We start from the raw sequence: 24631 nt of genomic DNA on the forward strand, positions 1-24631 counted from the left end.
GGTATCCGCCCCGCCGTTCGGACAAGCGTTCAATGTAGCCCCTCCTCCGTTATGTGCCTAGATTCCGCGCGTGACCGCCATCCCTGTCCAGCCCGCGGTGAGCCAGGTCGCCCCGCGCGCCCCGCTCCCACCCGCCCCTCCGTACTCGCTCGAGCCGGTTCTGTTCGCAATTCCCGCCCTGGCAGAATGTGCAGGATCGGCGGCGCTTGGCGGGGATCGCGAAATGGCGCTGGCGGCACTCACTACCGCACGGTTGATGCTCGCGACGATTCCGCCGATTCTTCTGCCCGAAGCAGAGCGCGTAACGCGCGCCGAACGCGCCCGAAGCTGGCTCTCGGCACTCACCATGCCTCAACCGGCGCGGATGGCAATCCTGCGCTCGATCGACGCCAGTGTTTCAGGCGGCATGGATGCAGCAGCCAGCCTCCGCGAGCTGATGCAAGTTCTCACCGGACACCTCTCTCCAGCAGCGCTCACCGAGCTTGGCATGCTCGCTGAGAGGCTCCGTCTATATTACGAGCAAACCCCTTAGACTGACTCAGGATCCATGGCTGGACATAGTAAATGGAAGCAAATCAAGCACTACAAGGCCGCCACAGACGCGAAGCGCGGCGCGCATTTCACCAAGTTGATCCGTGAGATCACCATGGCCGCCAAACTCGGCGGCGGTGATCCAGCCGGCAATCCCCGCCTCCGGACGGCAATAGACACAGCGAAAGCGGCGTCCATGCCCAAGGAAAACATCGAGCGCGCCGTGAAGAAGGGCACCGGTGAGCTCGAGGGCGTGGAATATCAGGACGTCACGTACGAGGGCTACGGACCGGGCGGCGTTGCGATCATGATCTTCACCGTCACCGACAACCCCACCCGCACCGTGGCCGACGTTCGCCACAAACTGTCGCATGGCGGTGGGAATCTCGGAGCGGCCAATTCCGTCTCCTTCATGTTCGATCGAAAGGGCCAGATCTACGTCGACGCCGGCAAGTACGACGAAGACGCGATGATGGAGAAGGCACTCGACGCGGGCGCCGAGGATTTCGCGCGCGAGGACGAACAGTACGTCATCACCACTGCGCCCAACTCGCTCCACGAAGTTCAGGGAGCGCTGGAGTCCGGTGGCGTCGAAGTCACGCAGTCGGAAGTGTCGTATCTCCCCAAGACGACGGTCCAGGTGTCCGGCAGCACCGCCACCTCTCTGCTCAAGCTGCTCGAATCACTCGAAGACCTCGACGACGTCCAGCGAGTCGTCGCCAACTTCGAGATGGACGCCGACGAAATGGCCACGGCGTAGTGCTCGTGCTCGGCATCGACCCCGGTACCGCGGTTACCGGCTACGGGGTCGTGCGCGGCGAGCGTCTCGGCGCCGCTTCACTCATCGAATGCGGCGTCATCCGCACCAAACCGCGCGAGCCGCTGCCGGTGCGTCTGCAGGAGATCTACGACGGTGTCAGCGAGCTCATTCGCACTCATCGACCAGACACGCTCGCAGTGGAAGATGTCTTCTACGCACACAACGTTCGGACAACCATCGTGCTCGGCCATGCGCGCGGCGTCATCCTGCTCGCCGGCCAGCAGGCGGGGATCGAGATCGTCGAGTATCCTCCCGCGGAGATCAAGAAGGCCGTCGTCGGAAACGGCGCCGCAACCAAGACACAGGTGCAGTTCATGCTCACACGCCTGTTGCGACTCAAGTCTGTGCCCACGCCATCCGACGCAGCGGATGGCGTTGCTGCAGCACTGACCTGCGTCATGTCGTCGCGCGCTCCGGCACTCGCTGCTCGCGCACGTCCCGTCGGTCGCGTCTAGCTCGCCCCGGACCAACACACTGAGCTCACGATGATTTCACGATGATCTCGCGCATACGCGGAACGCTCGAAGCCAAGGACCTGGATCGCGTGGAGATTGCGACGCCAGGCGGCGTCGCCTACATGCTGCAGATCCCCCTCTCGGTGTATGAAACACTTCCGTCAGTCGGCGAGCCGGTCTCGCTCTACACGTCGCTGATCGTCAAGGAAGATGGGTGGCAGCTGTTTGGATTCGCGTCGCAGCTGGAACGGCGCCTGTTCGATCTGGTGCGTACTGCGAACGGTGTCGGACCCGCACTCGCACTCAGTCTCCTTTCATCGCTCACGGCGGCCCGGCTCGTTCGAGCCATCGTCGAGAAGGATACTGCGACTCTGCAGAGCGTCCCGCGAGTTGGAAAGAAGAAAGCCGAGCAGATGATCCTCGATCTCGCCATCAAGATGCGCGACGTCGACGTCACAGAGACATTCGGCGGCGCGCCCGCTCCCGGCGCTGCTGCGGAAGATGCGATCCGGGCGCTCGTGTCGCTTGGATATTCACTCGCTGACGCGGAGCGCGCCGTCCGCGCGACTCTTGATGCCAGTACCGGTCCGCTTGCTGCTACCGATCTCATTCGTAACGCCCTGGCCCGCATCGCTGCCCGTTAGCGACTCGCGACAAACCATTCATCGCACGACGCGACAGTCGTGACTCGGCAACCCATGACAAAGACAGCACGCCGGACGAGTACTTTCAACGAGTCGGTTATCCGGGAGATGACGCGGATTGCGCACCGCACCGGCGCGGTGAATCTCGCGCAGGGTTTCCCCGATTTCCCGATGCCGGCGCCCATGAAGGAGGCAGCGTGCGCAGCGATCCTGGGTGACATCAATCAGTACGCGATAACATGGGGTGCACCAGCGCTACGCATCGCGATCGCGGAGAAGTATCGCCGCTGGTACGACATGCCGGTCGACCCGGATACGGAGATAACGGTCACGTGCGGCGCGACCGAAGCGATGGCGGCGACATTCATGGCGCTCATCGATCCGGGCGACGAGGTGATCATACTCGAGCCGTTCTATGAGAACTATGGGCCCGACGCAGAGCTCGCCGGCGCGAAGCCGATCTTCGTTCCGTTGATCGCGCCGAACTGGGATCTGGACATCGAGCGCCTCGCCGCATCGATCACGGCACGCACGCGTGCGATCGTTCTCAACACGCCACACAATCCCACTGGCAAGGTATTCTCGCGCGCCGAGATCTCGGCTGTCGCGGAGCTGGCGCAGCGACACAACCTGCTCGTCTTCACCGATGAGATTTACGAGCACCTCGTGTACGCGGGCCACCATCATCCGATCGCGACCTGGCCCGGAATGCGCGAGCGCACGGTCACGATATCGGGGCTTTCCAAGACATTTTCGTGCACCGGCTGGCGTCTCGGCTACGCGATCGCGCCGCGCGAGCTGACGAATGCGATACGCAAGGTTCACGACTTCCTCACCGTCGGTGCGTCCGCACCATTGCAGGCCGCCGGCGCGGTTGGAATGGCCTTCGACGCGGATTACTACAACCATCTTCAACTCGCATACAAGCAACGCCGCGACGTGATGATGACCGCACTGGTGAAGGCGGGCTTCTCGTGCGGCGTTCCCGACGGCGCGTATTACGTGCTGGCCGACTTCAGCGCGATCGATCCCGGCCGGAACGATCGCGACTTCGCCGTCTGGCTGGCCGAGACGATCGGCGTCGCGACAGTACCGGGAACGAGCTTCTATGGCGATCCAGGTCGCGGAACCTCGTCCGTCCGTTTTGCGTTCTGCAAGACCTTCGAGACACTCGGTCGCGCGGCCGAACGACTCGACCAGCTCAGCCGGTGAGCCGTGCGACGGCTGCGGTGGCGGAATTAGTTGACTGAGTCAACCTTGTTTTCGGTGTATCTTCGGGATATGTTTGAACGATGCCGGAAGTAGCTTTGGACACCCAATCCATGTCCCGCGCCGAGATCACCACACCGGAAGTCATCGCCGACGAATCTGTCGTCGAGCTTTCGCTCAGACCGCAGAAACTGGCAGAGTTCATCGGCCAGCCCAAGGTCAAGGACTCGCTCCGCATCTACATCGATGCGGCGCTCGCGCGGCGCGAGCCGCTGGACCACACGCTCTTCTTCGGCCCGCCGGGACTTGGCAAGACCACGCTTGCGGAGCTGATAGCGCGCGAGCTGGGCGTGAACATCCACTCGACGTCGGGGCCGGCGCTGGAAAAACCGGGAGATCTCGTCGGAACTCTGACCAACATGCGCGCCGGCGATATCCTCTTCATCGACGAGATTCATCGTCTGCGTCCCGTGATCGAGGAGTTCCTCTATCCCGCGATGGAGGATTACAAGATCGACATCAGATTGTCCGAAGGCCCCAAGGCACAGACGATCACGATGGCGATCGAGCGATTCACGCTCATCGGTGCGACGACGCGGCTCGGCATGCTCACAGCACCGCTGCGCGCGCGCTTCGGGATCGAGCAGCGACTCAACTACTATCCGGTGGAGGCGCTAGAGCTGATCGTCCGCCGCACTGCAGAAGTGCTGAAGACGGAGATCGACGTCCACGGCACGCATGAAATTGCGCGTCGTTCACGCGGCACACCGCGCGTCGCGAACCGGCTGCTGCGCAGGGTGCGCGACTACGCCCAGGTGCGCGCCGATGGAATCATCACGTTGCCAGTGGCTGACGAAGCGCTGCAGATGCTCGACGTCGATCAGTTCGGACTGGACGACATGGATTCGCGCATTCTCAAGACCATCATCGAGAAGTTCGAGGGCGGTCCGGTAGGAATAACGACCATCGCTGCAGCAGTCGGCGAGGATGCTGGAACGCTCGAGGAAGTATACGAGCCGTTCCTCGTGCAGAACGGATTTCTCCAGCGCACTCCACGTGGACGAGTCGCAACGCCGCAGGCGTACCGTCACTTCGGATACACGCCACCAGCGCAAGCACAGCAAACCAGTTTGCTCTGATGTTGACCATGTACGCAAAGAAGCTCCGAGGAATTCCGCGGAGCTTCTTTTCTCGCGGGGTTGCCGCCGCTACGGATCCATGCCAATGATCCTGCGAATACAAGGTCGTCTGATAACCCAGTCAATCAGCCAGCCCGTGCCAGGGACGAGACTCGAACTCGCACCGCCGCAGCAGGGTTATCATTATCCTGCATAAGCCTCCCATGCACGGAACCAGAACCTCCGACTACGACTTCCAGCTCCCACCTGAGCTGATTGCGCAATCGCCGCCACCCGTGCGCGGCGAGAGCCGGCTCATGGTCGTCGATCGCGCAACGCAAACGATTGCGCATCGTCGCTTCGCGGACATCGTGGAATACATTCCCGACGGTGATGTGCTCGTTCGCAACACCACGCGCGTCATGCGCGCTCGTCTGCTCGGCACACGCGATTCCGGAGCGCCCGCCGAGATACTGCTGCTCAAGTCACTCGGCGACTCACGCTATGAAGCGATGGTGCGACCCGGCGGAAAGGTGAAACCCGGACGCATGATTCACATCGGCGATCAACTCGACGTTCGCATTCTCGAAACGACGGAACGACGCACGCGCATTGTCGAGCTCGTCACGCCGCTCAACGACTCGGATTCGATCGAGCGCTACGGACACATCCCGCTTCCGCCATACATCACGCGCGCCGACGCTCCGCCGGATGCGGAACGATACCAGACGGTTTACGCCGCCGAGACCGGATCGGCCGCTGCTCCAACTGCAGGATTGCATTTCACGCCTGAGATACTGAGCGCGCTGCGCGCGCACGGAGTCGAAATCGCAGATGTGATTCTCCACGTCGGCGCGGGCACGTTCAAGCCGGTCGAAGTCGACGATCCCGCGCAACACGTGATGCACGAGGAGTGGTACGAGGTACCGGCACTTGCCTCCCAACAGATCGCCAGTGCCCGCTCGCGCGGCGCGAAGACGTGGGCCGTGGGCACGACGTCCGTGCGCACGCTCGAGAGCGCCGCAACCGCGGATGGAGTCGTCGCATCCGGCAGCAATGAGACCAGCATCTTCATCCGCCCGCCGTACGCGTTCCGCGCGGTCGATCATCTGCTGACTAACTTCCACCTGCCACACTCGACGCTGATCATGCTGGTAGCGGCCTTCGCCGGCTTCGACCTGACCATGCGTGCGTACGCGACCGCGGTCGAGGAGCGCTACCGCTTCTTCTCCTACGGCGACGCAATGCTCATTCTCTGATCCCGATGCCGTTCAGCTTCAACGTCTTGCAATCCCAGGGTGGAGCGCGCGCGGGTGTGTTCGCGACGCCGCACGGCGACGTTCCGACTCCGGCATTCATGCCTGTCGGTACGCTCGCGACAGTGAAGGCGCTCGACCCCGACGACCTGCACCGCGCCGGCGCATCGATGGTGCTCTCCAATGCGTACCACCTGCACCTCCGGCCCGGCGACGAGCTGATTCGCGACATGGGAGGGCTGCACAGATTCATGGGATGGAATGGCCCCCTGCTCACCGATTCGGGCGGGTTCCAGGTGTTCTCGCTCGAAACGCTCAGAACCATCAACGAGGAGGGCGTCGAATTTCGGAGCCACATCAACGGCGACGCGAAATTCTTCACCCCCGAAACCGTGATTGGCATCGAGCGCAACATCGGCGCTGACGTGATGATGCAATTCGATCATGTCATTCCCGGGCAGTCGAGCGAGGCCGTGGCGCGCGACGCGATGGAGCGCAGCGCGCGCTGGCTGGCGCGCTGTCTCGCAGAGTTCGAAGCTGGCGCGGCAAGTGCCCCGTTCGAGCAGACTCTCTTTCCGATCGTGCAGGGCGGAATCCACCCACACCTGCGCAGCGAGTCCGTCCAGCGAATCACGGAGCTCTCGCACTGGACCGGATTCGGAATCGGTGGCCTGTCCGTCGGCGAGGCCAAACCCGACATGTATGCGATGCTCGAGGTCGCCGACGAGGCGATCCCGCGCGACCGGCCACGCTATCTCATGGGGGTTGGATTCCCCGAGGACCTAATCGAAGGCGTCCGGCGCGGGGTCGATCTGTTCGACTGCGTCGCCCCTACACGAATGGGACGCACCGGAGCCGTCTTCACCCACGACGGACGGCTCAATGTGAAACGCGCCGAGCTGCGTGCCGATCCGGGGCCGCTCGATCCGGACTGCGACTGTCCCGCCTGCACCCGATTCAGCCGCGCATATCTGAGGCATCTGTTCGTCAGCGGGGAGATACTCGGCCTCCGCCTCCTGTCGCTTCACAATGTACATTTCCTGATTCGACTCATGCGTGCCGCCCGGGAACACATCGCAAGCGGAACGTTCGATGAGTGGAGCGCCGACTGGCTCGTGCGCTACTTCGCGACACCCGAAATCACACGATGAACAATCCGCTAGTAGGCACCATCCTGATGTATGGCGCGATCGGCGCCATCTTCTATTTCGTCCTTCTTCGCCCGCAGCAGAAGCAGAAGAAGGAGCACGATACCATGCTCCGGAGTCTTCGCCGCGGAGACGAGATAGTCACGGCCGGAGGCGTCGTGGGCGAGGTGACGTACATCGCGCAGCAGACCAAGGACGGCAATCCGGTCATCTCGCTGGACGACCGCGTCACGATAAAGTCCGGCGACACGCGCCTGATCGTGGAGCGCGGTCGCATAGCCAAGATCATGCGCAAGAATTCCGCGGGCGCCGAGGAGTAACGAGCTGTGGCTGTACTCGACATTCGCGTTCTTGGAGACCCGATCCTGCGTGAGCGCACCGAAGCTCTTCGAGCTGTTACCGACGAGGTTCGTGCGCTCGTAGCCGACATGTTCGAAACGATGCGCGCCGCAGAGGGGATTGGTCTCGCCGCGCCGCAGGTCGGCCGCAAGGAGCGTGTCTTCGTGATGGATGTAGATGACGAGCCGATGGCGATGGTGAATCCCGAGATCATCGAGCGCCAAGGCTCCGAGCGCGCGGAAGAGGGCTGCCTTTCCATCCCGGAGATTTTCGGCGATGTGGATCGCGCAACGCGGATAATCGTGCGAGCGCTCGACGCCGAGGGCAAGCAGTTCGAGGTCGAGCTTACCGATCTCGCCGCCCGATGCGTGCAACACGAGCTGGACCACCTCGACGGCAAGCTCTTCATCGACTACATGAGCCTGATCAAGCGCAAGTTCACGGCGCGGAAGTGGGAGAAGGAAGCGGTCAATTATCCGGGTTTCATTCGCAAGCTAGAGCCCGGGAAGGCGCATTCACGCAAGTCCCGCTCGCGCAAATCGACGGATCCTGCCGCGCCACCCTTCGAGCCGGAGCTCTGACCTTTCCATGCGCGTAATGTTCTGGGGCACACCCGATTTCGCCGCACCAGCGCTGCGCGCGCTCGTCGGCGAGGGGTTCGAGGTCTGCGCCGTCGTTACTCGTCCGGACAGGCCCGTGGGGCGCAATCGCGTGCTCACGCAGCCCGCGGTCAAGCAGATCGCAATCGAGGAGTCGCTCCCCGTCTTCCAACCCGAGTCGCCGCGGGACGAAGACTTCCGCGAGCTCGTCGAGGCGGTCGCGCCGGATCTTTCCGTCGTCGTCGCCTATGGCCACATCCTGCCGCGCGCCATAATCGACGCGCCCACACACGGCACACTCAACATTCACGCGTCGCTGCTGCCAGCCCTCCGTGGCGCATCTCCAATTCAGGGCGCGATCCGGGAGGGGCTGACCGAAACTGGTGTCACCATCATGCGGATGGTACCCGCCCTCGATGCCGGCCCGATCATTCTCCAGTCGCGCACGCCGATAGCCGATGACGAGACCTACGGAGAGCTCCAGGGCCGCCTGTCCGAGCTCGGCGCGCTCGCTCTGATCGAGGCGCTCACACTGATCGAGCTGGGCCACGTAACCGAGCATGCTCAGGACGATTCACTGGCGACCTACGCGGCCAAAGTGGATCGAGACACTACTCGCATCGACTGGTCGCTCAGCGAGCATCAGGTTGCCAACGTGATACGCGCCTACGACCCCAAGCCGGGCGCCTGGACGACCCACCGCGGGGCCGATCTCAAGCTTTTCGGGGCAAGACGCATTTTCGACATGTCCGGGTCTCCTGGGGAGGTACTCGCCGCCGATGAGGATGGCCTCGTCGTTGCATGTGGCGACGGCGCTGTCCGACTCTGCGATGTGCAGCCAGCCGGCAAGCGACGCATGCAGGCGATCGACTGGCATCGCGGCCGTGGTATCTCCATAGGCGATTCGCTCGGCTAATCACCCGCGCGTCCTGGCGTACGCGGCCCGGACGCGAGGCGGGCCGCCAGTTTTTGAAATGTGTCGCGCCGGCTCAACGGGTGTTGGACGCAAGCGGCAGTGAACCGATCTGGCAGCGCGCCTGAAAACGGTCAAAACGGGCATGTGTCGTCGTCCGGGTTGGCTCGAATCTCAGCCGAAAACCAGCTTCCCCCGCTTCACGACGCCATCTGCCCGCCTGTAGATCACTGGGAAATCGGGCCCTACGCCCGGGAAACAGGCTCGCTTGCGCGCTCTGCCGCAGCGGGCGATCCAAAGTCGGACAAGAGTGGATATTTTCGCCGCATGAACGAATGTTCACTATATATTCGCCCCGGCACGACACTCGCTTAAACTCTCACAAATTTGAGAAACGATTCGCAGATGTCAGTTATTGTTGAGAATCGGACTAATCTGCGCAATCGTGAGTCGACAACTTTCGTAACCTCGGATCAAGTGACACGCCTTAGATCGTGCACTTCGCGGGGGGCAGTTGGCATCTACGGCATCCGCTCCTTTGAAGAGGCCGTTCTTGGCAGCGCCCTGCGCGACGTTCCTTTTGCCAGTGTAAATAATGAGCACGAATCCCGGAATCATCGGGGACGGGCAGCTACCGGGGCACTCCCGAGACCGTCCGACGATGCAAAGCCACAAACCTGTCGCCGTCAACTACCGGGACGTTGAAAGCGTGAGCTCTGAGATCAGGGAAACCTCCTCTGGCAGCGCCATGCGCAGCTCGTCGATCACTCCGACGCGGATCATTGCCGCCGAGGTCTGCGCGGATGTTCGGGCTGGGCAGCTGCTGGATCCGTCGTTCGAACGGCACACCACGCAGATCGATTCTCGCGACCGGAGATGGACGCAGGAACTGCTCTACGGGATGATGCGCAAGCGTGCCTTCCTCGACGCTGTCCTCTCCGACCGTGTCCGCGGAGGGCTCGTCCGCCTCGATCCGGACCTCATCGACCTGCTCAGGCTCGGCGCGTATCAGCTGCTCTGCATGGGGTCGGTCCCCGCCTACGCTGCGATCGCCCAGACAGTCGAGCTCACCAAGACGCGCCACGGAATTGGCGCCAGCAAGCTCGCGAACGCGGTTCTGCGGCGAACTGACCGGGAGCGCGCCAACCTGGGCGTGGCGACGCCGCCAGATCCTATCGATGCACTCGCGCTCGCCAATTCGCACCCTCGCTGGCTCGTCGCCCGGTGGGTGGCACGGTGGGGCGCCGAGGAGACGGCAGCACTGCTGGCCGCAAACAACACCGAGGCGCCGGTAGTTCTTCGGCCGTACAATACGACGCGCGCCGAGCTGGCCGACATGCTCACGGCGGCGGGAGTACCGACGCACGGAGCCCCCCTTGTCGCCGACTCCATCGAGTTGGGGCACGGTGTTTCGCTTACCGAGCTCGAGGCGTTCACGCGCGGGCTGTTCTTCGTGCAGGATCCGGCCGCGACGCTGGTCGTCCAGTACGCCGGCATCGCACCGGGATCCCGGGTCGCGGACCTGTGCGCGGCGCCTGGCGGCAAGACCTTCGAGATGGCCCGCGATGCTGAAGTAGTGTTTGCGGCCGATCGGTCGGCCGCGCGCATGCAGCGCGTGATTGCGACGGCGCTTCGGCTCAATGCGAAGAACGTCGTGCCGCTGGTCGACGACGCTCGGCATCCCGCCTTGCGCAACATGGATGCTGTCCTGGTCGATGTGCCCTGCACCGGCACGGGCACCTTCCGGCGCCATCCGGACGCTCGCTGGCGCCTCAAGGCCTCGGACCTCGCTGTGATGCCTGCGATCCAGCGATCCATCATCCGGGCCGCCGCCGAAGCGGTGAAGCCGGGCGGGCTGCTCATCTACAGCACGTGCTCGTTGGAACCCGAGGAGAACGACACCCAGGTGGAAACATTCCTCGACGAACACCCCGAATTCACGCTGGAGCCGCCGCCTGATGGCGTGGTACCTGCTTCCACCCTGGATGCGGGACGCCTTCGCGTCCTACCGCACAGGCATGGAACCGACGGCGCCTTCGCCGCAAGACTTCGGAGATCTGAATAGGTGAATTTTCGCGCGCTCCTGCGGCGTGCGTTTCCTTACATAGTGATCGGCATCGGCGGCTTCGCGCTTGCTTACGTCGTGATCTTGATCTTCGTCCTTCCCACGAAGATCGTTCCATCAGCGCCGCAGCCTTCCGCTCCCGCGTCGTCGCCGGCATTCCAGCCCATCGATACGGCAGTCACGCAGCCACCACCCATGCCGGCCGAGCCTCCGCCGGTCAACGCTCGAATCATTCAGGCGCCACGGGACACGACGCCCATCATCACCCCCGATCTCGTGGGCATGGCGCTCCCGGACGCGCGCGGCGTCCTGAACAACCTGCGGCTCAGAACCGTGGTCACCCGCGATACCAGCTCGTTTCAGCCTCCGAATACCGTGATCCGGCAGGATCCAGCCGCAAATTCACCCATCACGGCGGGTGAATCCGTCACTCTTACTGTGTCGTACTTTCCTCCGGACAGCACCTCCAATACAATCCGGGTACCGCGAACGCCCGCGCCACCGATTATCCGGCCAGCCGCAGATTCGCTCCACTAGCTGGACACGACCCATCCAAAGCACGTCATGACAGTGAAACCAATTCGCATTGCCCCCTCGATACTGAGCGCGGACTTCGCATGCCTTCGCGACGAGATCGACATGTGCAGGCAGGGCGGCGCCGACTGGATTCACGTCGATGTGATGGATGGGCAGTTCGTCCCGAATCTGACATTCGGTACCAAGGTCATCGACGCGGTGAGACGTTGCACGGATCTGCCCATCGACGTTCATCTGATGGTGATCCATCCTGAATCGTACTTCGAGGATTTCGCACGCGCGGGAGCAACGGGACTGACGATCCACGCCGAGGCCACCGTGCATCTCCAGCGTCACCTGTCCCATATCAGATCGCTCGGCTGTAGAGCGGGAGTCGCGATCAATCCCGCGACGTCGCTGGACTCAGTGCGTGAAGTGACTGACGACATCGATCTCCTGCTCGTGATGACGGTCAATCCAGGATTCGGAGGACAGGCGTTCATTCCTGCGTCGATCGACAAGATCCGTCGCGCGCGGCGGCTGCTCGACGAGTCACGCTCCGATGCGGATCTGGAAGTCGACGGCGGTGTGGCGCGCGACACGATTCTGCAATGCCGTCGTGCCGGCGCCGACACGTTTGTCGCTGGCAATGCGATCTTCTCGGCGGCCAGACCATCTGCAGAAATTGGCGAGCTGAGAGCCGCCGCGACGGAGCTGGCATGACTGGCCGCGGACAGCTGGGCGTCGTTGCAATAGTGCTTGTTGCGGTGGCCGCGATCGGATTCGCGGTTACGCGCGCCCTCGGGACCGAGCTCACGCCGCTTGGCGCCGGCACGAGAGCTCCCGACTTTCATGCAGTGACGCTCGACACGCCGCCCAAACCGAAATCTCTCGCCGACTACAAGGGCCAGGTTGTTCTGGTCAATATCTGGGCGACATGGTGCCAACCATGCCGGGTCGAGATGCCGAGCATCGAGCGCCTTTACAAGACGTACGGACCCAAGGGCCTGCGTGTGGTCGCGGTGAGCATCGACGATCCGGGTACCGAGCCAGCCATTCGCGCCTTCGTACGGGACATGGGAATGACATTCGATGTGCTGCACGATCCTGCTGGCAAGATCGAGCACGCATATCAGGTGACCGGTTACCCGGAAACCGTGATCATCGGCAAGGACGGCGTGATTCGCAAGAAAGTTGCGATGGCCATCGACTGGGACACAGAGGGAAACCGCCGTCTCATCGAACACCTGCTTTCAGAATGACACGAGCATGACACTGTCGTGACTCGCATCCTGGGCATCGAGACATCGTGTGATGAAACGTCGGCCGCGATTGTCGATGACGAAAATGGCGTTCCAACGCTTCGCGCACTCGTCATTCTCTCGCAGGACGTGCATCGCGTGTTCGGAGGTGTAGTCCCGGAGATCGCGTCGCGCGCCCATCTCACGGCGATAGTCCCCGTGGTACGCGAGACTGTTGCACAGGCAGCCGCCACTCTCAGCGATCTCGACGCTGTCGCGGTCACGACGGAGCCAGGACTGGTTGGCGCACTCATGGTAGGACTCAACTACGCCAAGGGTCTGTCGCTCGCGCTCGATATTCCGATGATCGCGGTCCATCACATGGAAGGTCATCTCTTCGCGACTTCGCTGGACGATGCAACCGCCGAGCCGCCGTTCACGGCGCTGCTGGTTTCCGGAGGCCATACCCTGTTGCTCGATGTTCCAGCGTGGGGCAGCTACAAGCTACTTGGCTCCACGCGCGACGACGCCGCCGGTGAAGCTTTCGACAAGGTCGCGAAGTTGCTTGGTTTGCCATATCCCGGTGGACGTCACGTAGAGGCCCTTGCTCGCGATGGAGATCCTTCGCGCTTCCGCTTCAGCCGGCCGATGTTGCACAGAAATACGCCGAGCGACGACTCGTCGTATTTTGACGTTTCATTCAGCGGACTCAAGACCGCCGTGCTCAACGCGGTGCGGGGCTCGTCCGACATCGACCGCGATCGAGCCGATATCGCGCGTGGATTTCAGGATGCGCTCATCGAGACACTTGTCGAGAAAACCGCGCGCGCGGCCTCGATGTTTCATCGTGACCGGATAGTGCTCGGCGGCGGCGTCGCCTGCAATCGCACGTTGATCGAGGCGATGCGCGCACGGATGGGCATCCACGTCGAGGTGTTCGCGCCCACTCCGCGACTCGCTACGGACAACGCCGCCATGATCGCCCGGGCGGGACTCTTCCGTTATAATCATGGTGAGCGGGCATCGCTCGACCACGCCGCACGAGCGACCGCACCACTTCCTGGCCAGGAATGACTCACATCTTCGCATCGATCTCACAGAACGCCTTCACCTACAACATCGGCCGATTCGAATTCACCGGATTCGGCATCGCGATGTTGGCAGCGTTCATAATTGCCCAGATCGTCGCACAGCGCGAGATGTGGCGCCGCGGCCACGATCCGGCACCGATCTCGGATCTGGTATTTGCAGCCGTCATAGGCGGAATACTCGGCGGCAAGATCTACTACGCGATACTGATGGGCGACGTCAGCGCGCTCTTCAGCCGGGCCGGCCTGGTGTTCTGGGGCGGCCTCATTGGTGGAATCATCGCCGTGCTGTTCGTCGCGTGGCGCAAGAAGATGAGCCTGCTGCGCGTCGCGGACGTTGGAGGAATTGCCGTCGCCGCCGCCTACTCCATCGGGCGTACCGGCTGCTGGGCGGTCGGAGACGACTACGGAAGGCCGTGGAATGGACCGTGGGCCGTCGCTTTCCCGAATGGCGCGCCGCCAAGTACGGTTGGAAACATGACGCGCATGTTCCACATGCCCTTCCCCGCTGGAATGAATCCGATGCAGGTTGTGTCGGTGCACCCGACGCAACTGTACGAAGTCGTGCTCGCGTTCATCATGTTCCTGATCCTCTGGCGCTTGCGCGACCACGCGCACGCGGAAGGCTGGCTGTTCGGCGTCTATTGCGTGCTGGCAGGAACCGAGCGCTTCTTCATGGAGATCTTTCGCGCCAAGGACGATCGCTTCTTCGGCCCGTTTACAAGTGCGCAGGTGATCGCGGTGCTGTTCGTAATTGCGGGCGTGATCATAATGCAGCTTCGCCGCAACGTCACCGAGCGCGCACCGGGAATCCACGCGCAACCACGCTCCGCGTAACCCACGCGACGCGCAGCCGGCTGCCAGCTGATCAACCGGACTCGAGATCCTGGTCGCAGATCGCGGCCCGCTGTCCGGTCCGGGCCTCGTACGCACGAACAAAATCGGCCAACCGATCGGCCGAGAACATCGCTCGCGGCATCCCGAGCGCGGTGACGGTGCGCTCGATTCCGGCCTGATAGCCCTCGACCTCGACCAGCGCGTCCATCCGCGGATACTGCTCGAACCGGATCACCGTCCGCGCATCGGTCTCCACGTCCAGGATCTCATACTGTACGATTTTTCGGTCAATCTGACCGATTACCCCGAAACCTAGCCGGTTGAGAATTGCCGCCAGCTGGTTCGGATCGGTCACGCCGGTCGTCAACTCGGATCGAACCTTGAAGCCCCCCTCGCGCAATGTCGGGCCTTTCCAGTCGAGGTGTGCGGTAACGCCAAGCCGGCTCACGTAGGTCCGAATCCGCAGGACAAAGTCGCTTGCGGCAAGCATCCCATCCGGAGTGTCATAAATACGGTCGTGCAACGAGCCGTCGAACACGAGCAGCCCGCCTGCATTTTCGATGTTGCGACGTGCAGCACCGACGTCTTCCACGCGCGCCTTGAGCTCGACCTCGCGCGTCGGCTCGCTCATCCGCTCGCTCATCCGATGATCGCCGTCATGACGGCGTCGGTGTCGCTCAGATCCGAGAACACGGCGTACGGCTCGTGCACGCCCAGCTCGTCCATCGAGTAGGCGCCAGTCGCAACGGCAATTGCGCGCGCCCCGAGCGTCCTGCCGCACGAGATGTCGGCGGGTGTATCGCCGATCACTATCACATCGCGGCCTCCGAGCGTGACACCGAACGCATCCTGCATGCGCCGATGCGCGATTGCGGGCAACTCACCCCGTATCTCGTGATCGGACCCGAATGCGTTGATGCGAAACTGTTCGAAGTCCAGACCAACTGCACCGAGCTTGAGCCTCGCGCCTGGCTCCACATTGCCGGTGAGAAGACCAAGAACAGAGTCGTCGCGCGCGTGCACCGCATGAATCAACTCGGCCACGCCCGGATACAGACCAACGTGGCGCTCGGGGTCGCGCAACCGGCTCGGGAGCGTTGCGACGTAGAGAGAAATGACCTGGTCCATGCCCGCATCGATCTCCGCCTCGCTGATTCCGGCATCAAGCATGGATTCGCGCACGATCTGCTTGTCCGTCTTGCCGTCGTAGCGCATGGACGAATCACCCGCGGTCCCAAAGACTGTCGCGAGAGCATGTTCCATCGCGTCGCGACCAGCGCCGCCAGAGTGGAGGATCGTACCGTCTATGTCGAAAAGAACCAGATGTTGCATTATGGAAAATGTAGGGGGGCGCTCACGCACGGGTGAGAAACAATCCGCCGATGATCGAAGCGGTGCCGGCAATCTGCCACACAGTTGGCGCTTCGCCGAGAGCGGCCCAGCCGGTGAGAATCGCGACGATCGGCTGGAGGTTGCTGTACATCGAAGTTCGCGTAGGTCCCAGGACGCGGATTCCCCTGTAGTAAAAGAGATACGCAACGCCAATCGATATCACGCTGCTGTATGCCACGCACCACCAGGCGGTGGCAGATGCATGAGCCGATCCGATGCTGGAAATCGCGAATGGAGTAGCGAACGCCAACGGCAACATTCCGCCGGCCATTGTGAGCGCACTCAACTGCACAGAGTCGACGCGGTGTGTGAGCGGCTGCAATCCGACCGTATACACGGTCCAGCACAACACGCCCATGAACACGATCAGCGCTCCAATCATGGAGCCATGCCGTGACGCACCAGTCGCGCTTCCAAGCATGACGATCGCAACACCTCCAACGGAGAGAGCAATTCCGCCCCACGCTCTCACGCTCACCTTTTCCACGCCTCTGGCCCAGCTGAGCAGGGCGATGAAAGCGGGCGCCGATGCCAGAATGAGCGCAGCACTTCCGACGCGAGTGCGAGACACCCCAAACACGAAGAGAAGCTGATACAGACCGTTGCCGAGCACGCCAAGGCCGAGCAGCCGCAGTACGTCAGATCTGGTCGGCCACTTCTTGCGTTGAAGCAGCACAGCCACCAGTAACATCAACGTGGCGATGAGCACGCGCATCCAGGTGAACGCCAGTGCGCCGAACGCAAGGCCTGCGTATTTGACCACCGCATAATTGACTCCCCATATCGTTGCCATGAGGAGTAGAAGCATGTCGGTGGATCCGAACGATTTTGACCGGTCTGGCATCCTCAAATCTAGTATCTTTAGGACGTGCACATCTCCTTTGCAGTCTTCGCCGATGCGGCCAACTTGTCGCAGGAAGGTAAGCTCAACGTCCTCGGGATCTTCGACGCGTTGCACGTGAGCACATTTCCGTCGATGCATCCGCGTGCTCACTTCGTGGTACGTGTGAAGGGCGGTCCAGCGGATTCCGGTACACATCAGCTGACGTTTCGCTGGGTCAATCCTCGCGACGCGGAGCTGTGGACTTCGAGCGGCGAGCTTGCGGTCGAGGCCGGCCCCACGGCTGCGCTCGAAATGGACCTGCCGATAATCGCGGTAGTCGATCTGCCGCTCGATGCCGCCGGCCAGTATACGATGCGGGTCGAGCTGGATGGCGAGCCTGTGGCTCGCACGAGCGTTTTCGTCAACGGCCCCGCCGCCACGCTACCCTACAGCACCTCGCCAACGCTGGTCTCGTAGCCAGCCGGTCCGATCGGGCGCCAGAGGCCGATACGGACCGATTCCGAACATTCGTTTCGTGAACCTTGACGCCCCGCATGCCGATACTGCAAAGCAGACGAATTCCGCATCCCACTGGCCGGGCGTCGTCCTCGTTGGTGGTGAGTGCGCCGCGGTTCAGTTCGGAACCTGGCCATCGACGGACGGACACGACGGCCGCGCGACCGTTGGCGAGAACTGCCATCGCCGTCGTGTCAACGAGTTCTCCCGCTACAAACGCCAGCCGATGATCGACAAGATTCGCAATACTCTGCATCAGTACGCACATCTGAATCGCGACGTGTTTACAATTTCGGAAGACGCCGATCTGTATGCGTACGGATTGACATCACACGCCACTGTCAACCTCATGCTTGGGCTGGAAGACACCTTCCAGGTCGAGTTTCCGGAGCGCATGTTGCGCCGCCGGACGTTCGAGACAATTGCCAACATTCATGAATCGATCGTAGAGCTCACAGCCGGCCAGCCGACGGCCGCATCCTGAGCGCCGCGATGCCTATCACTGTGATGAGCCGTTCGTTCGGCGCCCTCGAGAAAGCGCAGCGTATCGGGCTGGAGATAGCCGCGCCCGCCGCCGACTCGGTAGATAGAGAAGCACGTTTTCCGTCGGAGTCGTTCGACGCCCTTCGTGCAGAGCGCATGCTCGGGATCTTCATTCCAACGGAATTCGGCGGCGGCGGATGCTCGATCGCGGACGTCTCCGCGATATGCACTGCACTGGGCCAACACTGCTCGGCGACAGCGATGATATTCGCGATGCATCAGATACAGGTTGCGTGCATCGTGCGTCATGCGCGGGAATCCGAATTCTTCGCCAGCTACCTCGCGGAGCTCGCTGACACGCAATCGCTGATCGCCTCGGCGACTTCCGAGATCGGTGTCGGCGGCGATACTCGCTCGTCCGTCTGCGCCATCGAACGCGACAGCGGTTCGTTCTCGATCAAGAAGCAGGCGCCCGTCATCTCCTACGGCGAGTACGCGGATGCGATTCTCGCGACCGCACGCCGCACGCCCGATTCACCGCCAAGCGATCAGGTCCTCGTGCTGCTCAAGCGCGACGAATTCACTCTCGCACGCACGAGCGGCTGGGATACGCTGGGCTTCCGCGGCACATGCAGCCCGGGCTTCATGCTCACGGCCCGCGCTACCGAGGACCACATCCTCGCTGATTCGTTCGCCGACATCTCCAGTCAGACCATGCTGCCGGTGTCGCACATCGTGTGGACATCGCTCTGGCTGGGAATCGCGACTGCTGCCGTTGGACGGGCCCGGGCCTACATCAGGGCCGAGGCGCGCAAGAGTCCCGGCAAGACGCCAGCGGCCAGCGTCCGGCTCGCCGAAGTCGTCAGCAAGCTTCAGGGAATGCGCGCACTGGTGAACGATTCCGTTCGCGACTATGAGGCTACTGGTGGAGAAGCCGACGCTGCATCCGGAATGAACTTCGCCATCCGCATGAACAACCTCAAGCTCAGTTGCTCCACTGCTGTCGTGGACATCGTGAGTCAGTCGATGCTGATCTGCGGAATGTCGGGTTACCGCATCGATTCCAAATTCTCACTCGGCAGACTTCTGCGCGACGCGTATGGTGCGGCGCTCATGATCAACAACGACCGCATTTACGGAGCAAACGCCGCGATGCTTCTGGTATCGAAGGATGATTGATAGCGTTGCCGACCGCGAGACCGCGATCGACGCAGCGCGAAGCGAATATCTCGACGCCTTGCTATCCAACGGTGTGATAACCGACACCGGCGTTCCGGGCGTCTACGGGAAGAGCCGTGACTTCGAGCGCGTACTGGGCGGCTTCGATCGGTTCGTGACTGAATCGGGAGTCGATCAGAATGCCGAGGTGCTGCGGTTTCCACCGGTGATCAACCGGGCGGACTTCGAGCGTAGTGGCTATCTCAAGTCGTTCCCGCATCTCACGGGCAGCATCCACGGCTTTCGTGGTAACGAGCGCGACCATGCGCAGATGCTGCGGATGCTGGAGAGCGGAGAGGAGTGGACCGGGCACTTTCACAGCACCGACCTTATTCTCACGCCGGCAGCGTGCTACCCCGTTTATCCGCTGGCGTCGGGCAAGCTCCCCATGAATGGACGCCTCTTCGACGTGCAGTCGTACTGCTTCCGCTACGAGCCGTCGAGCGATCCCGCCCGCATGCAGGTGTTCAGGATGCACGAGTACGTCCGGATAGGAACTCCGGATAACGTCCGGCGATTTCGCGATTTGTGGCTCGAGCGCAGCAAGGCAATGTTGAAATCGGTTGGGCTGGATGCGAAGGCAGTCGTCGCCAACGATCCGTTCTTCGGACGGGGCGGCGCCATTCTCGCCGCAAGCCAGGTGGAACAGGCCCTCAAGTTCGAGATGGTCGTACCTATCTCGACGCCCGAATCGCTGACCGCGGTCGTCTCCTGCAACTACCATCAGGACCATTTCGGCAAGGCGTTCGACATTGTCACCGCCGACGGCGACGTTGCGCACACGGCATGCGTGGGCTTTGGTCTCGAGCGCATCACGCTGGCTCTCTTCATGGCCCACGGTTTCACTCCGTCGAGTTGGCCTACCGCGGTCCGGACGACGCTCGGTCTGTGAGTGCGACGGTGTTCGGGCTGAACGCCGCTACATATACGCCGCACGAGTTGCACCGTAGCGAGCGAGTATGGCTCGAGACGAATTGCTATGTCGATCTCTGGATCGAGCTGCTGCATACGATGCGGCTCGATCCAGTGGCATGCATGGCGTTCACACTCGCGATGGATTTCGAGGGCGACCAGTGGACGTTCTTCAAGCAACCCGCCGGCGACCTTTACAATCTGTATGGCGTGGATGTCCAGGAGCTGACGATATGGCGCCCTGTGATCGACCATGTGGCTGAACAGGTGAAGAACGGGCGCGTGCCGCTGGTGGAAGTTGATTCGTTTTATCTTCCCGATACGACCGGCGTGGCGTATGGAGTCGAGCACACCAAGACCACGATCGGTGTTGAGACAATCGATGTCCGCGAGCGGCGCATGGGCTACTTCCACAACGCCGGCTATTTCGAGCTTTCGGGTGCCGATCTCGAGGGAATCTTTCGCGACGATACGGTGTCGCTCGCCCCGTACACAGAGATCGCGAAGTTCGACCGCCTCGTGCACCGCAGCGATGGCGAGCTGGCCGCGATGGCCCGCGAGCTCACGCGATACTACCTTGGACGGATTCCCTGCACGAACCCGGTCACGAAATATCGCGCCCGCTTCGCGGATGACATGACGTGGCTTGGCGGCGAGGAAATGGCCGTCTTCTACAAGTACGCGTTCGCGACCCTGAGACAGTTTGGCGCTTGCGCGGAGATGGCATCGACCTTCCTGACATGGCTTTCGAAGCACGGCGACGAGCTGACGGCGGCTGCTGATGAATTCGCGAGCATCGCGTCGGGGGCCAAGGCGATCCAGTTCAAGATCGCGCGCATGATGGCGACCAGGAAACCAGCTGACGTCACACTGTTGCTGGACCAGATGGAAGCAAGCTGGGATCGCGCGATATCGGATCTGGTGACCCGATATGCGGCCTGAACGGAGCGCGCTCGAAGGCGGGCGGCAAGCATCGACGTCAGCTGCTCTGACAGGGATCGAGCTCACCGAGTGGCAGATGGCGCGCACCGATACAGGCTCCGTCACGCATCCCGATCAGTTGCCCGTGGCCGACGAATGCTGGACTGCGGCTTCCGCGCCCGGCACTGTCGCAGGGGCACTTCGCGCCGCCGGCAAGTGGGACTGGGCAGCCCCCCTTACAATCGACGACCACGACTGGTGGTATCGGTGTCAGTTTCGCTGCGACGCTGCGGGCGGTGCTTCGCTCGACTTCGGCGGCCTTGCTTCGCTAGCGGACGTCTGGCTCAACGGCACGCATATCCTGTCGAGCGACAACATGTTCGTCGCGCATCACATCGAAGCGGGGAACGCGTTCAAACACGACAACGAGCTGATCATCCGCTTCGCTTCGTTGACGTCTGCGCTCGCAGTGCGGCGAGCGCGCCCGAGGTGGCGCACTCGCCTCGTCGACAATCAGAATCTGCGCTGGATCCGCACCACGCTGCTCGGCAGAATTCCGGGCTGGTCGTCGGCACCGCAAACCGTAGGACCATGGAAGAGCGTCACCCTGCGGCCCGGATCCGCAACACGGATAGTGTCCAAGCGGGTGACATCGCGACTGGATAACGGCGACGGCGTCGTTTCGGTCGCAGTACGCGTACGCGCGGCACCGGGCACGAACATCACTGCGGCAAACGTGATAGTCGGTTCCATCGAGCGACCAGCCATCGTTCGATGGACCGACAACGATTTCGTCGCCCACGCGACGATCCGCATCACCGACGCTGCGATCTGGTGGCCGCACACGCATGGCGATCAACCACTGTACGACGCGGCGATCCGCGTCATCGCGGACAATTCGGAGATCCATCTTCCACTGGGACGCGTCGCGTTCAGAACGGTCCGTCTCGACACCGACGACGGTGACTTCGGGCTGCACATCAACAACGAGCGCGTATTCTGGCGAGGAGCTTGCTGGAGCCCGCCCGACTCGTTGCGCCTGCATTGCAGCAGTGCGGAATATCGGCGAACGCTGGAGCTTGCGCGTGACGCCGGCATGAACATGATCCGCGTCGGCGGGACCATGGTCTACGAGCACGACGCCTTCTACGAACTCTGTGATGAGCTCGGCATCGCCGTGTGGCAGGACTTCATGTTCGCCAACATGGACTATCCGGTCGACGATGCCGCGTTCGCTGCCAGCGTCGAACGCGAAGCCAGCCAGCTGCTCCAGCGCATTGGTGGTCACCCGTCGCTCGTACTCGTGTGCGGCAACAGCGAGGTGGAGCAGCAGGCGGCGATGATGGGCCGTCCATCGACGGATTGGCGCAGCAGATTGTTCTCGGAGAAGCTGCCCGATCTCGTCGCCGAGCACGCTGGCGTGGTGCCATACTGGCCGTCGTCGCCGAGTGGTGGCGCACTTCCCTTTCACGTAAATGCAGGCGACGGACACTATTTCGGATGCGGGCCATATCTCCGGCCGTTCTCCGACATACGCGCCAGCGAGGTGCGGTTCGCATCGGAGACGCTGGCGCTTTCGAACGTTCCGGAGCCATCGTTCGTCGATCGGATGTCGTGCGGCGCGAATGGCGCCGGTCATCATCCGGAATGGAAGCGTGGAGTTCCGCGTGACAATGGGTCGGGCTGGGATTTCGAGGATGTCCGCGATCATTACGTGAGGGAAATCTTCAACGTCGATCCGGTCGCTGTGCGTTACTCCGATCCCGAACGATATCTGGCGCTTGGCCGCGTTGCTGGCGGAGAACTGATAACGCGCACCGTCGCGGAGTGGCGGAGAGCGGAATCTCCATGCTCGGGTGCACTCGTATGGTTGTATCGGGATCTCCATCCCGGCGCCGGATGGGGAGTGCTCGATCATGACGGAGCGCCGAAGGCTGCGTACTACTATCTCGCTCGCGCCTATCGTCCCGTCACTGTCGTGATGTCGGACGAGGGATTGAATGGAATTGCGATCCACGCGATCAACGACGGTCCGGCACCGATCACGCCGGAGCTTCGGCTGTCGCTGTTCCGCGGCTCAGTCTCCGTTGGCGAGACATCCGTACATGTGAGGATACCGGAACGCTCGACGGTGAACATCAGTGCTGACGAGCTGCTCGGGTCATTCACGGATGTGAGCTACGCGTACAGATTCGGCCGCCCGAATCACGACGCGGTGGTTGCAACGCTCACCGATCCGGAAACGGGAATGCTGCTGGCACAATCGTTTCACTTCCCACTCGGCGTTGGTGCACCGCGGCCGACAGCGACCCTGAATGTAACGGCCGACCGTATCGGAGACGGATGCTACTCACTCACGATACGCGCTGACGAGCTGGCGCTCGCAGTGGCAATCGAAGCGATCGGTTGGCTACCGAGCGATAATTACTTCCATATCGCGCCTGGTAGCGAGCGAACCATCCTGCTGACGACTTCTGGAGACGGAGCGAAACTTTCCGGTCATGTGACCGCGCTCAACGCATCGACACCGCTGGGATTTCACGCGCCCTGATTCGATCGTCGGCTCTCTTTGCGCAGCCTACAGCACGCGGCGCGCAAATCTGAAAGTTTCACGCAGACCCAGTGCCACGCTATCCTCCGCGTCGAGCGCATTGATACCAAAGCCGCCATTGGCGAGCGAACAGTGGGCGCAGTCGGCGCCGCCCAGCGACAGGGCGACGTGCGTCGGCCGTCCATCGCCCCGATCGGAGAAGAACAGCAGATCGGCGGGTTCGAGATCGATGATGTCGCCCGTGACTTCGCGACCGCGCTCGGCCTGCATCCACGCATCACGTGGAAGTTGAGTTCCGTGCAGCGCGAACATCGTCTGGATGAAGCCCGAGCAGTCCGCACCCCACGGCGTAACGCCGCCCCACTGGTACGATGCGCCCGCGAACAACTCGCGAGCACGCTGAATGATCAGATCTGCATCGGGAGCGAAGTAGCGTGCGCGTGCGCGATTGTTCATCGCAATGCCCTGCGTGACGACCTCGTCGGCGCCGAGCAATGCGCCCAGCGGAAGCTCGATCTCCGTGGTCGCGGCAGTTCGCACCACGCAACCGATCGACATGCGACGTTCGGCACGCCATGCTGCCTGAAGCGGACCGTCGTCGAACGCAGGTTCACGCATGACGTATCCGCTGTGACACCAGCCCACGTAGTCGTCGGCACCCCGAAGACGGAGCCAGTTGCCATCGGCGTCCAGCACGTCGGCCTGATGGCCGCGCAGCAATTGCGTCACCTGGCCCGACGACACGGCCGGTTCGGACATCAGCGGTGCGATTGGCACTCTCACCGTGACGCGGCCCGCCTGCATGCGGCCGGCGTTGCTGGAGAGTGGCGCCATCAGTGCTCCGGCCAGTCCATTTCCTGGGGTGTCGGCGCCGCGAACGAGGATGTCGAATGACTCGCTGGGGCGGCGGACGGGGAGCTTGCAGCGATAGCGTTGCATCGCTCGCAGCGTACGACGCCCTTGAACACGCACATGATGCAGATGAACGTGCCGCAGTCCTTGCACGGATAGCCTTCGGATGCGCGCTCTTCCTGAC

At 62.4% G+C, this 24631-nt stretch carries 27 protein-coding genes; 23 read left to right on the top strand and 4 right to left on the bottom strand.

Translation table 11 applies throughout. The features are described 5' to 3' along the window. The first annotated feature begins 70 nt into the window (after window positions 1–70). The 17 genes from V4529_06015 to V4529_06095 all read left to right on the top strand — a co-directional run bounded on the left by V4529_06015 (window position 71) and on the right by V4529_06095 (window position 14779). Entirely contained in the window at window positions 71–532 is a 462-nt protein-coding gene (locus V4529_06015; protein MES2357882.1) for a hypothetical protein, read from the top strand. 15 nt (window positions 533–547) lie between these two features. After that, window positions 548–1291, top strand: coding sequence for a YebC/PmpR family DNA-binding transcriptional regulator (locus V4529_06020; protein ID MES2357883.1), 744 nt, complete (start codon window positions 548–550; stop codon window positions 1289–1291). 5 nt (window positions 1292–1296) lie between these two features. Then, window positions 1297–1806 carry a crossover junction endodeoxyribonuclease RuvC gene (gene ruvC, locus V4529_06025; GenBank protein MES2357884.1) on the top strand — a complete coding sequence of 170 codons (510 nt, stop codon included), beginning with the start codon at window positions 1297–1299 and terminating at the stop codon, window positions 1804–1806. Between the two features lie 41 nt (window positions 1807–1847). Further along, window positions 1848–2450 (top strand): Holliday junction branch migration protein RuvA, encoded by a 603-nt coding sequence (gene ruvA / locus V4529_06030; GenBank protein MES2357885.1) that lies wholly within the window; start codon window positions 1848–1850, stop codon window positions 2448–2450. A 54-nt stretch (window positions 2451–2504) separates the two neighbouring features. Further along, window positions 2505–3662 carry an aminotransferase class I/II-fold pyridoxal phosphate-dependent enzyme gene (locus tag V4529_06035; GenBank protein MES2357886.1) on the top strand — a complete coding sequence of 386 codons (1158 nt, stop codon included), beginning with the start codon at window positions 2505–2507 and terminating at the stop codon, window positions 3660–3662. Window positions 3663–3772: 110 nt separating this feature from the next. Beyond that, entirely contained in the window at window positions 3773–4798 is a 1026-nt protein-coding gene (gene ruvB / locus V4529_06040) for a Holliday junction branch migration DNA helicase RuvB (GenBank protein MES2357887.1), read from the top strand. A 203-nt stretch (window positions 4799–5001) separates the two neighbouring features. Continuing rightward, window positions 5002–6036, top strand: coding sequence for a tRNA preQ1(34) S-adenosylmethionine ribosyltransferase-isomerase QueA (gene queA / locus V4529_06045; protein ID MES2357888.1), 1035 nt, complete (start codon window positions 5002–5004; stop codon window positions 6034–6036). A 5-nt stretch (window positions 6037–6041) separates the two neighbouring features. Then, a complete protein-coding gene (gene tgt / locus V4529_06050; protein MES2357889.1) occupies window positions 6042–7184 on the top strand; it encodes a tRNA guanosine(34) transglycosylase Tgt in 1143 nt (380 codons plus the stop codon). Then, window positions 7181–7501, top strand: coding sequence for a preprotein translocase subunit YajC (gene yajC, locus V4529_06055; GenBank protein MES2357890.1), 321 nt, complete (start codon window positions 7181–7183; stop codon window positions 7499–7501). Before tgt ends, yajC begins: the two co-directional genes overlap by 4 nt. A gap of 6 nt (window positions 7502–7507) precedes the next feature. Further along, window positions 7508–8101, top strand: a complete 594-nt coding sequence (gene def, locus V4529_06060; protein ID MES2357891.1) for a peptide deformylase — start codon at window positions 7508–7510, stop codon at window positions 8099–8101. Between the two features lie 7 nt (window positions 8102–8108). Continuing rightward, a complete protein-coding gene (gene fmt, locus V4529_06065) occupies window positions 8109–9035 on the top strand; it encodes a methionyl-tRNA formyltransferase (protein MES2357892.1) in 927 nt (308 codons plus the stop codon). A 706-nt stretch (window positions 9036–9741) separates the two neighbouring features. Then, window positions 9742–11097, top strand: coding sequence for a 16S rRNA (cytosine(967)-C(5))-methyltransferase RsmB (rsmB, locus tag V4529_06070; GenBank protein MES2357893.1), 1356 nt, complete (start codon window positions 9742–9744; stop codon window positions 11095–11097). After that, a complete protein-coding gene (locus V4529_06075) occupies window positions 11098–11634 on the top strand; it encodes a PASTA domain-containing protein (protein ID MES2357894.1) in 537 nt (178 codons plus the stop codon). A gap of 27 nt (window positions 11635–11661) precedes the next feature. Further along, window positions 11662–12336, top strand: coding sequence for a ribulose-phosphate 3-epimerase (rpe, locus tag V4529_06080; protein MES2357895.1), 675 nt, complete (start codon window positions 11662–11664; stop codon window positions 12334–12336). Beyond that, a complete protein-coding gene (locus V4529_06085; GenBank protein ID MES2357896.1) occupies window positions 12333–12875 on the top strand; it encodes a TlpA disulfide reductase family protein in 543 nt (180 codons plus the stop codon). The genes rpe and V4529_06085 overlap by 4 nt, the downstream gene beginning before the upstream one ends. Window positions 12876–12893: 18 nt before the next feature. Next, entirely contained in the window at window positions 12894–13928 is a 1035-nt protein-coding gene (tsaD, locus tag V4529_06090) for a tRNA (adenosine(37)-N6)-threonylcarbamoyltransferase complex transferase subunit TsaD (GenBank protein MES2357897.1), read from the top strand. After that, window positions 13925–14779, top strand: coding sequence for a prolipoprotein diacylglyceryl transferase (locus V4529_06095; GenBank protein ID MES2357898.1), 855 nt, complete (start codon window positions 13925–13927; stop codon window positions 14777–14779). The genes tsaD and V4529_06095 overlap by 4 nt, the downstream gene beginning before the upstream one ends. Window positions 14780–14810: 31 nt before the next feature. Here V4529_06095 and V4529_06100 read toward each other — a convergent pair whose 3' ends face one another. The 3 genes from V4529_06100 to V4529_06110 are packed head-to-tail and all read right to left on the bottom strand — an operon-like array spanning window position 14811 to window position 16979. Next, window positions 14811–15410 (bottom strand): class IV adenylate cyclase, encoded by a 600-nt coding sequence (locus V4529_06100; protein MES2357899.1) that lies wholly within the window; start codon window positions 15408–15410, stop codon window positions 14811–14813. 8 nt (window positions 15411–15418) lie between these two features. Further along, window positions 15419–16111 carry a haloacid dehalogenase-like hydrolase gene (locus V4529_06105; GenBank protein ID MES2357900.1) on the bottom strand — a complete coding sequence of 231 codons (693 nt, stop codon included), beginning with the start codon at window positions 16109–16111 and terminating at the stop codon, window positions 15419–15421. Window positions 16112–16133: 22 nt separating this feature from the next. Further along, window positions 16134–16979, bottom strand: a complete 846-nt coding sequence (locus V4529_06110) for a DMT family transporter (GenBank protein MES2357901.1) — start codon at window positions 16977–16979, stop codon at window positions 16134–16136. Window positions 16980–17039: 60 nt separating this feature from the next. On the opposite strand from V4529_06110, the gene V4529_06115 reads away from it, so the two are divergent. The 6 genes from V4529_06115 to V4529_06140 are packed head-to-tail and all read left to right on the top strand — an operon-like array spanning window position 17040 to window position 23595. After that, entirely contained in the window at window positions 17040–17471 is a 432-nt protein-coding gene (locus tag V4529_06115) for a hypothetical protein (protein ID MES2357902.1), read from the top strand. A 58-nt stretch (window positions 17472–17529) separates the two neighbouring features. Next, window positions 17530–17994, top strand: a complete 465-nt coding sequence (locus tag V4529_06120; protein ID MES2357903.1) for an acyl carrier protein — start codon at window positions 17530–17532, stop codon at window positions 17992–17994. A gap of 8 nt (window positions 17995–18002) precedes the next feature. Continuing rightward, window positions 18003–19172 carry an acyl-CoA dehydrogenase family protein gene (locus V4529_06125; protein MES2357904.1) on the top strand — a complete coding sequence of 390 codons (1170 nt, stop codon included), beginning with the start codon at window positions 18003–18005 and terminating at the stop codon, window positions 19170–19172. After that, entirely contained in the window at window positions 19165–20103 is a 939-nt protein-coding gene (locus V4529_06130) for an amino acid--[acyl-carrier-protein] ligase (protein ID MES2357905.1), read from the top strand. The genes V4529_06125 and V4529_06130 overlap by 8 nt, the downstream gene beginning before the upstream one ends. Beyond that, window positions 20100–21065 carry a DUF1839 family protein gene (locus V4529_06135; GenBank protein ID MES2357906.1) on the top strand — a complete coding sequence of 322 codons (966 nt, stop codon included), beginning with the start codon at window positions 20100–20102 and terminating at the stop codon, window positions 21063–21065. The genes V4529_06130 and V4529_06135 overlap by 4 nt, the downstream gene beginning before the upstream one ends. Beyond that, on the top strand, window positions 21055–23595 hold the full coding sequence (locus V4529_06140) for a glycoside hydrolase family 2 protein (GenBank protein MES2357907.1): 2541 nt from the start codon (window positions 21055–21057) through the stop codon (window positions 23593–23595). The genes V4529_06135 and V4529_06140 overlap by 11 nt, the downstream gene beginning before the upstream one ends. A 27-nt stretch (window positions 23596–23622) precedes the next feature. Here V4529_06140 and V4529_06145 read toward each other — a convergent pair whose 3' ends face one another. Beyond that, a complete protein-coding gene (locus V4529_06145) occupies window positions 23623–24534 on the bottom strand; it encodes a C40 family peptidase (protein MES2357908.1) in 912 nt (303 codons plus the stop codon). Between the last annotated feature and the right edge of the window lie 97 nt (window positions 24535–24631).

The sequence above is a fragment of the Gemmatimonadota bacterium genome, assembly GCA_040388625.1.
In the GTDB taxonomy this organism is placed as follows: domain Bacteria; phylum Gemmatimonadota; class Gemmatimonadetes; order Gemmatimonadales; family Gemmatimonadaceae; genus Fen-1247.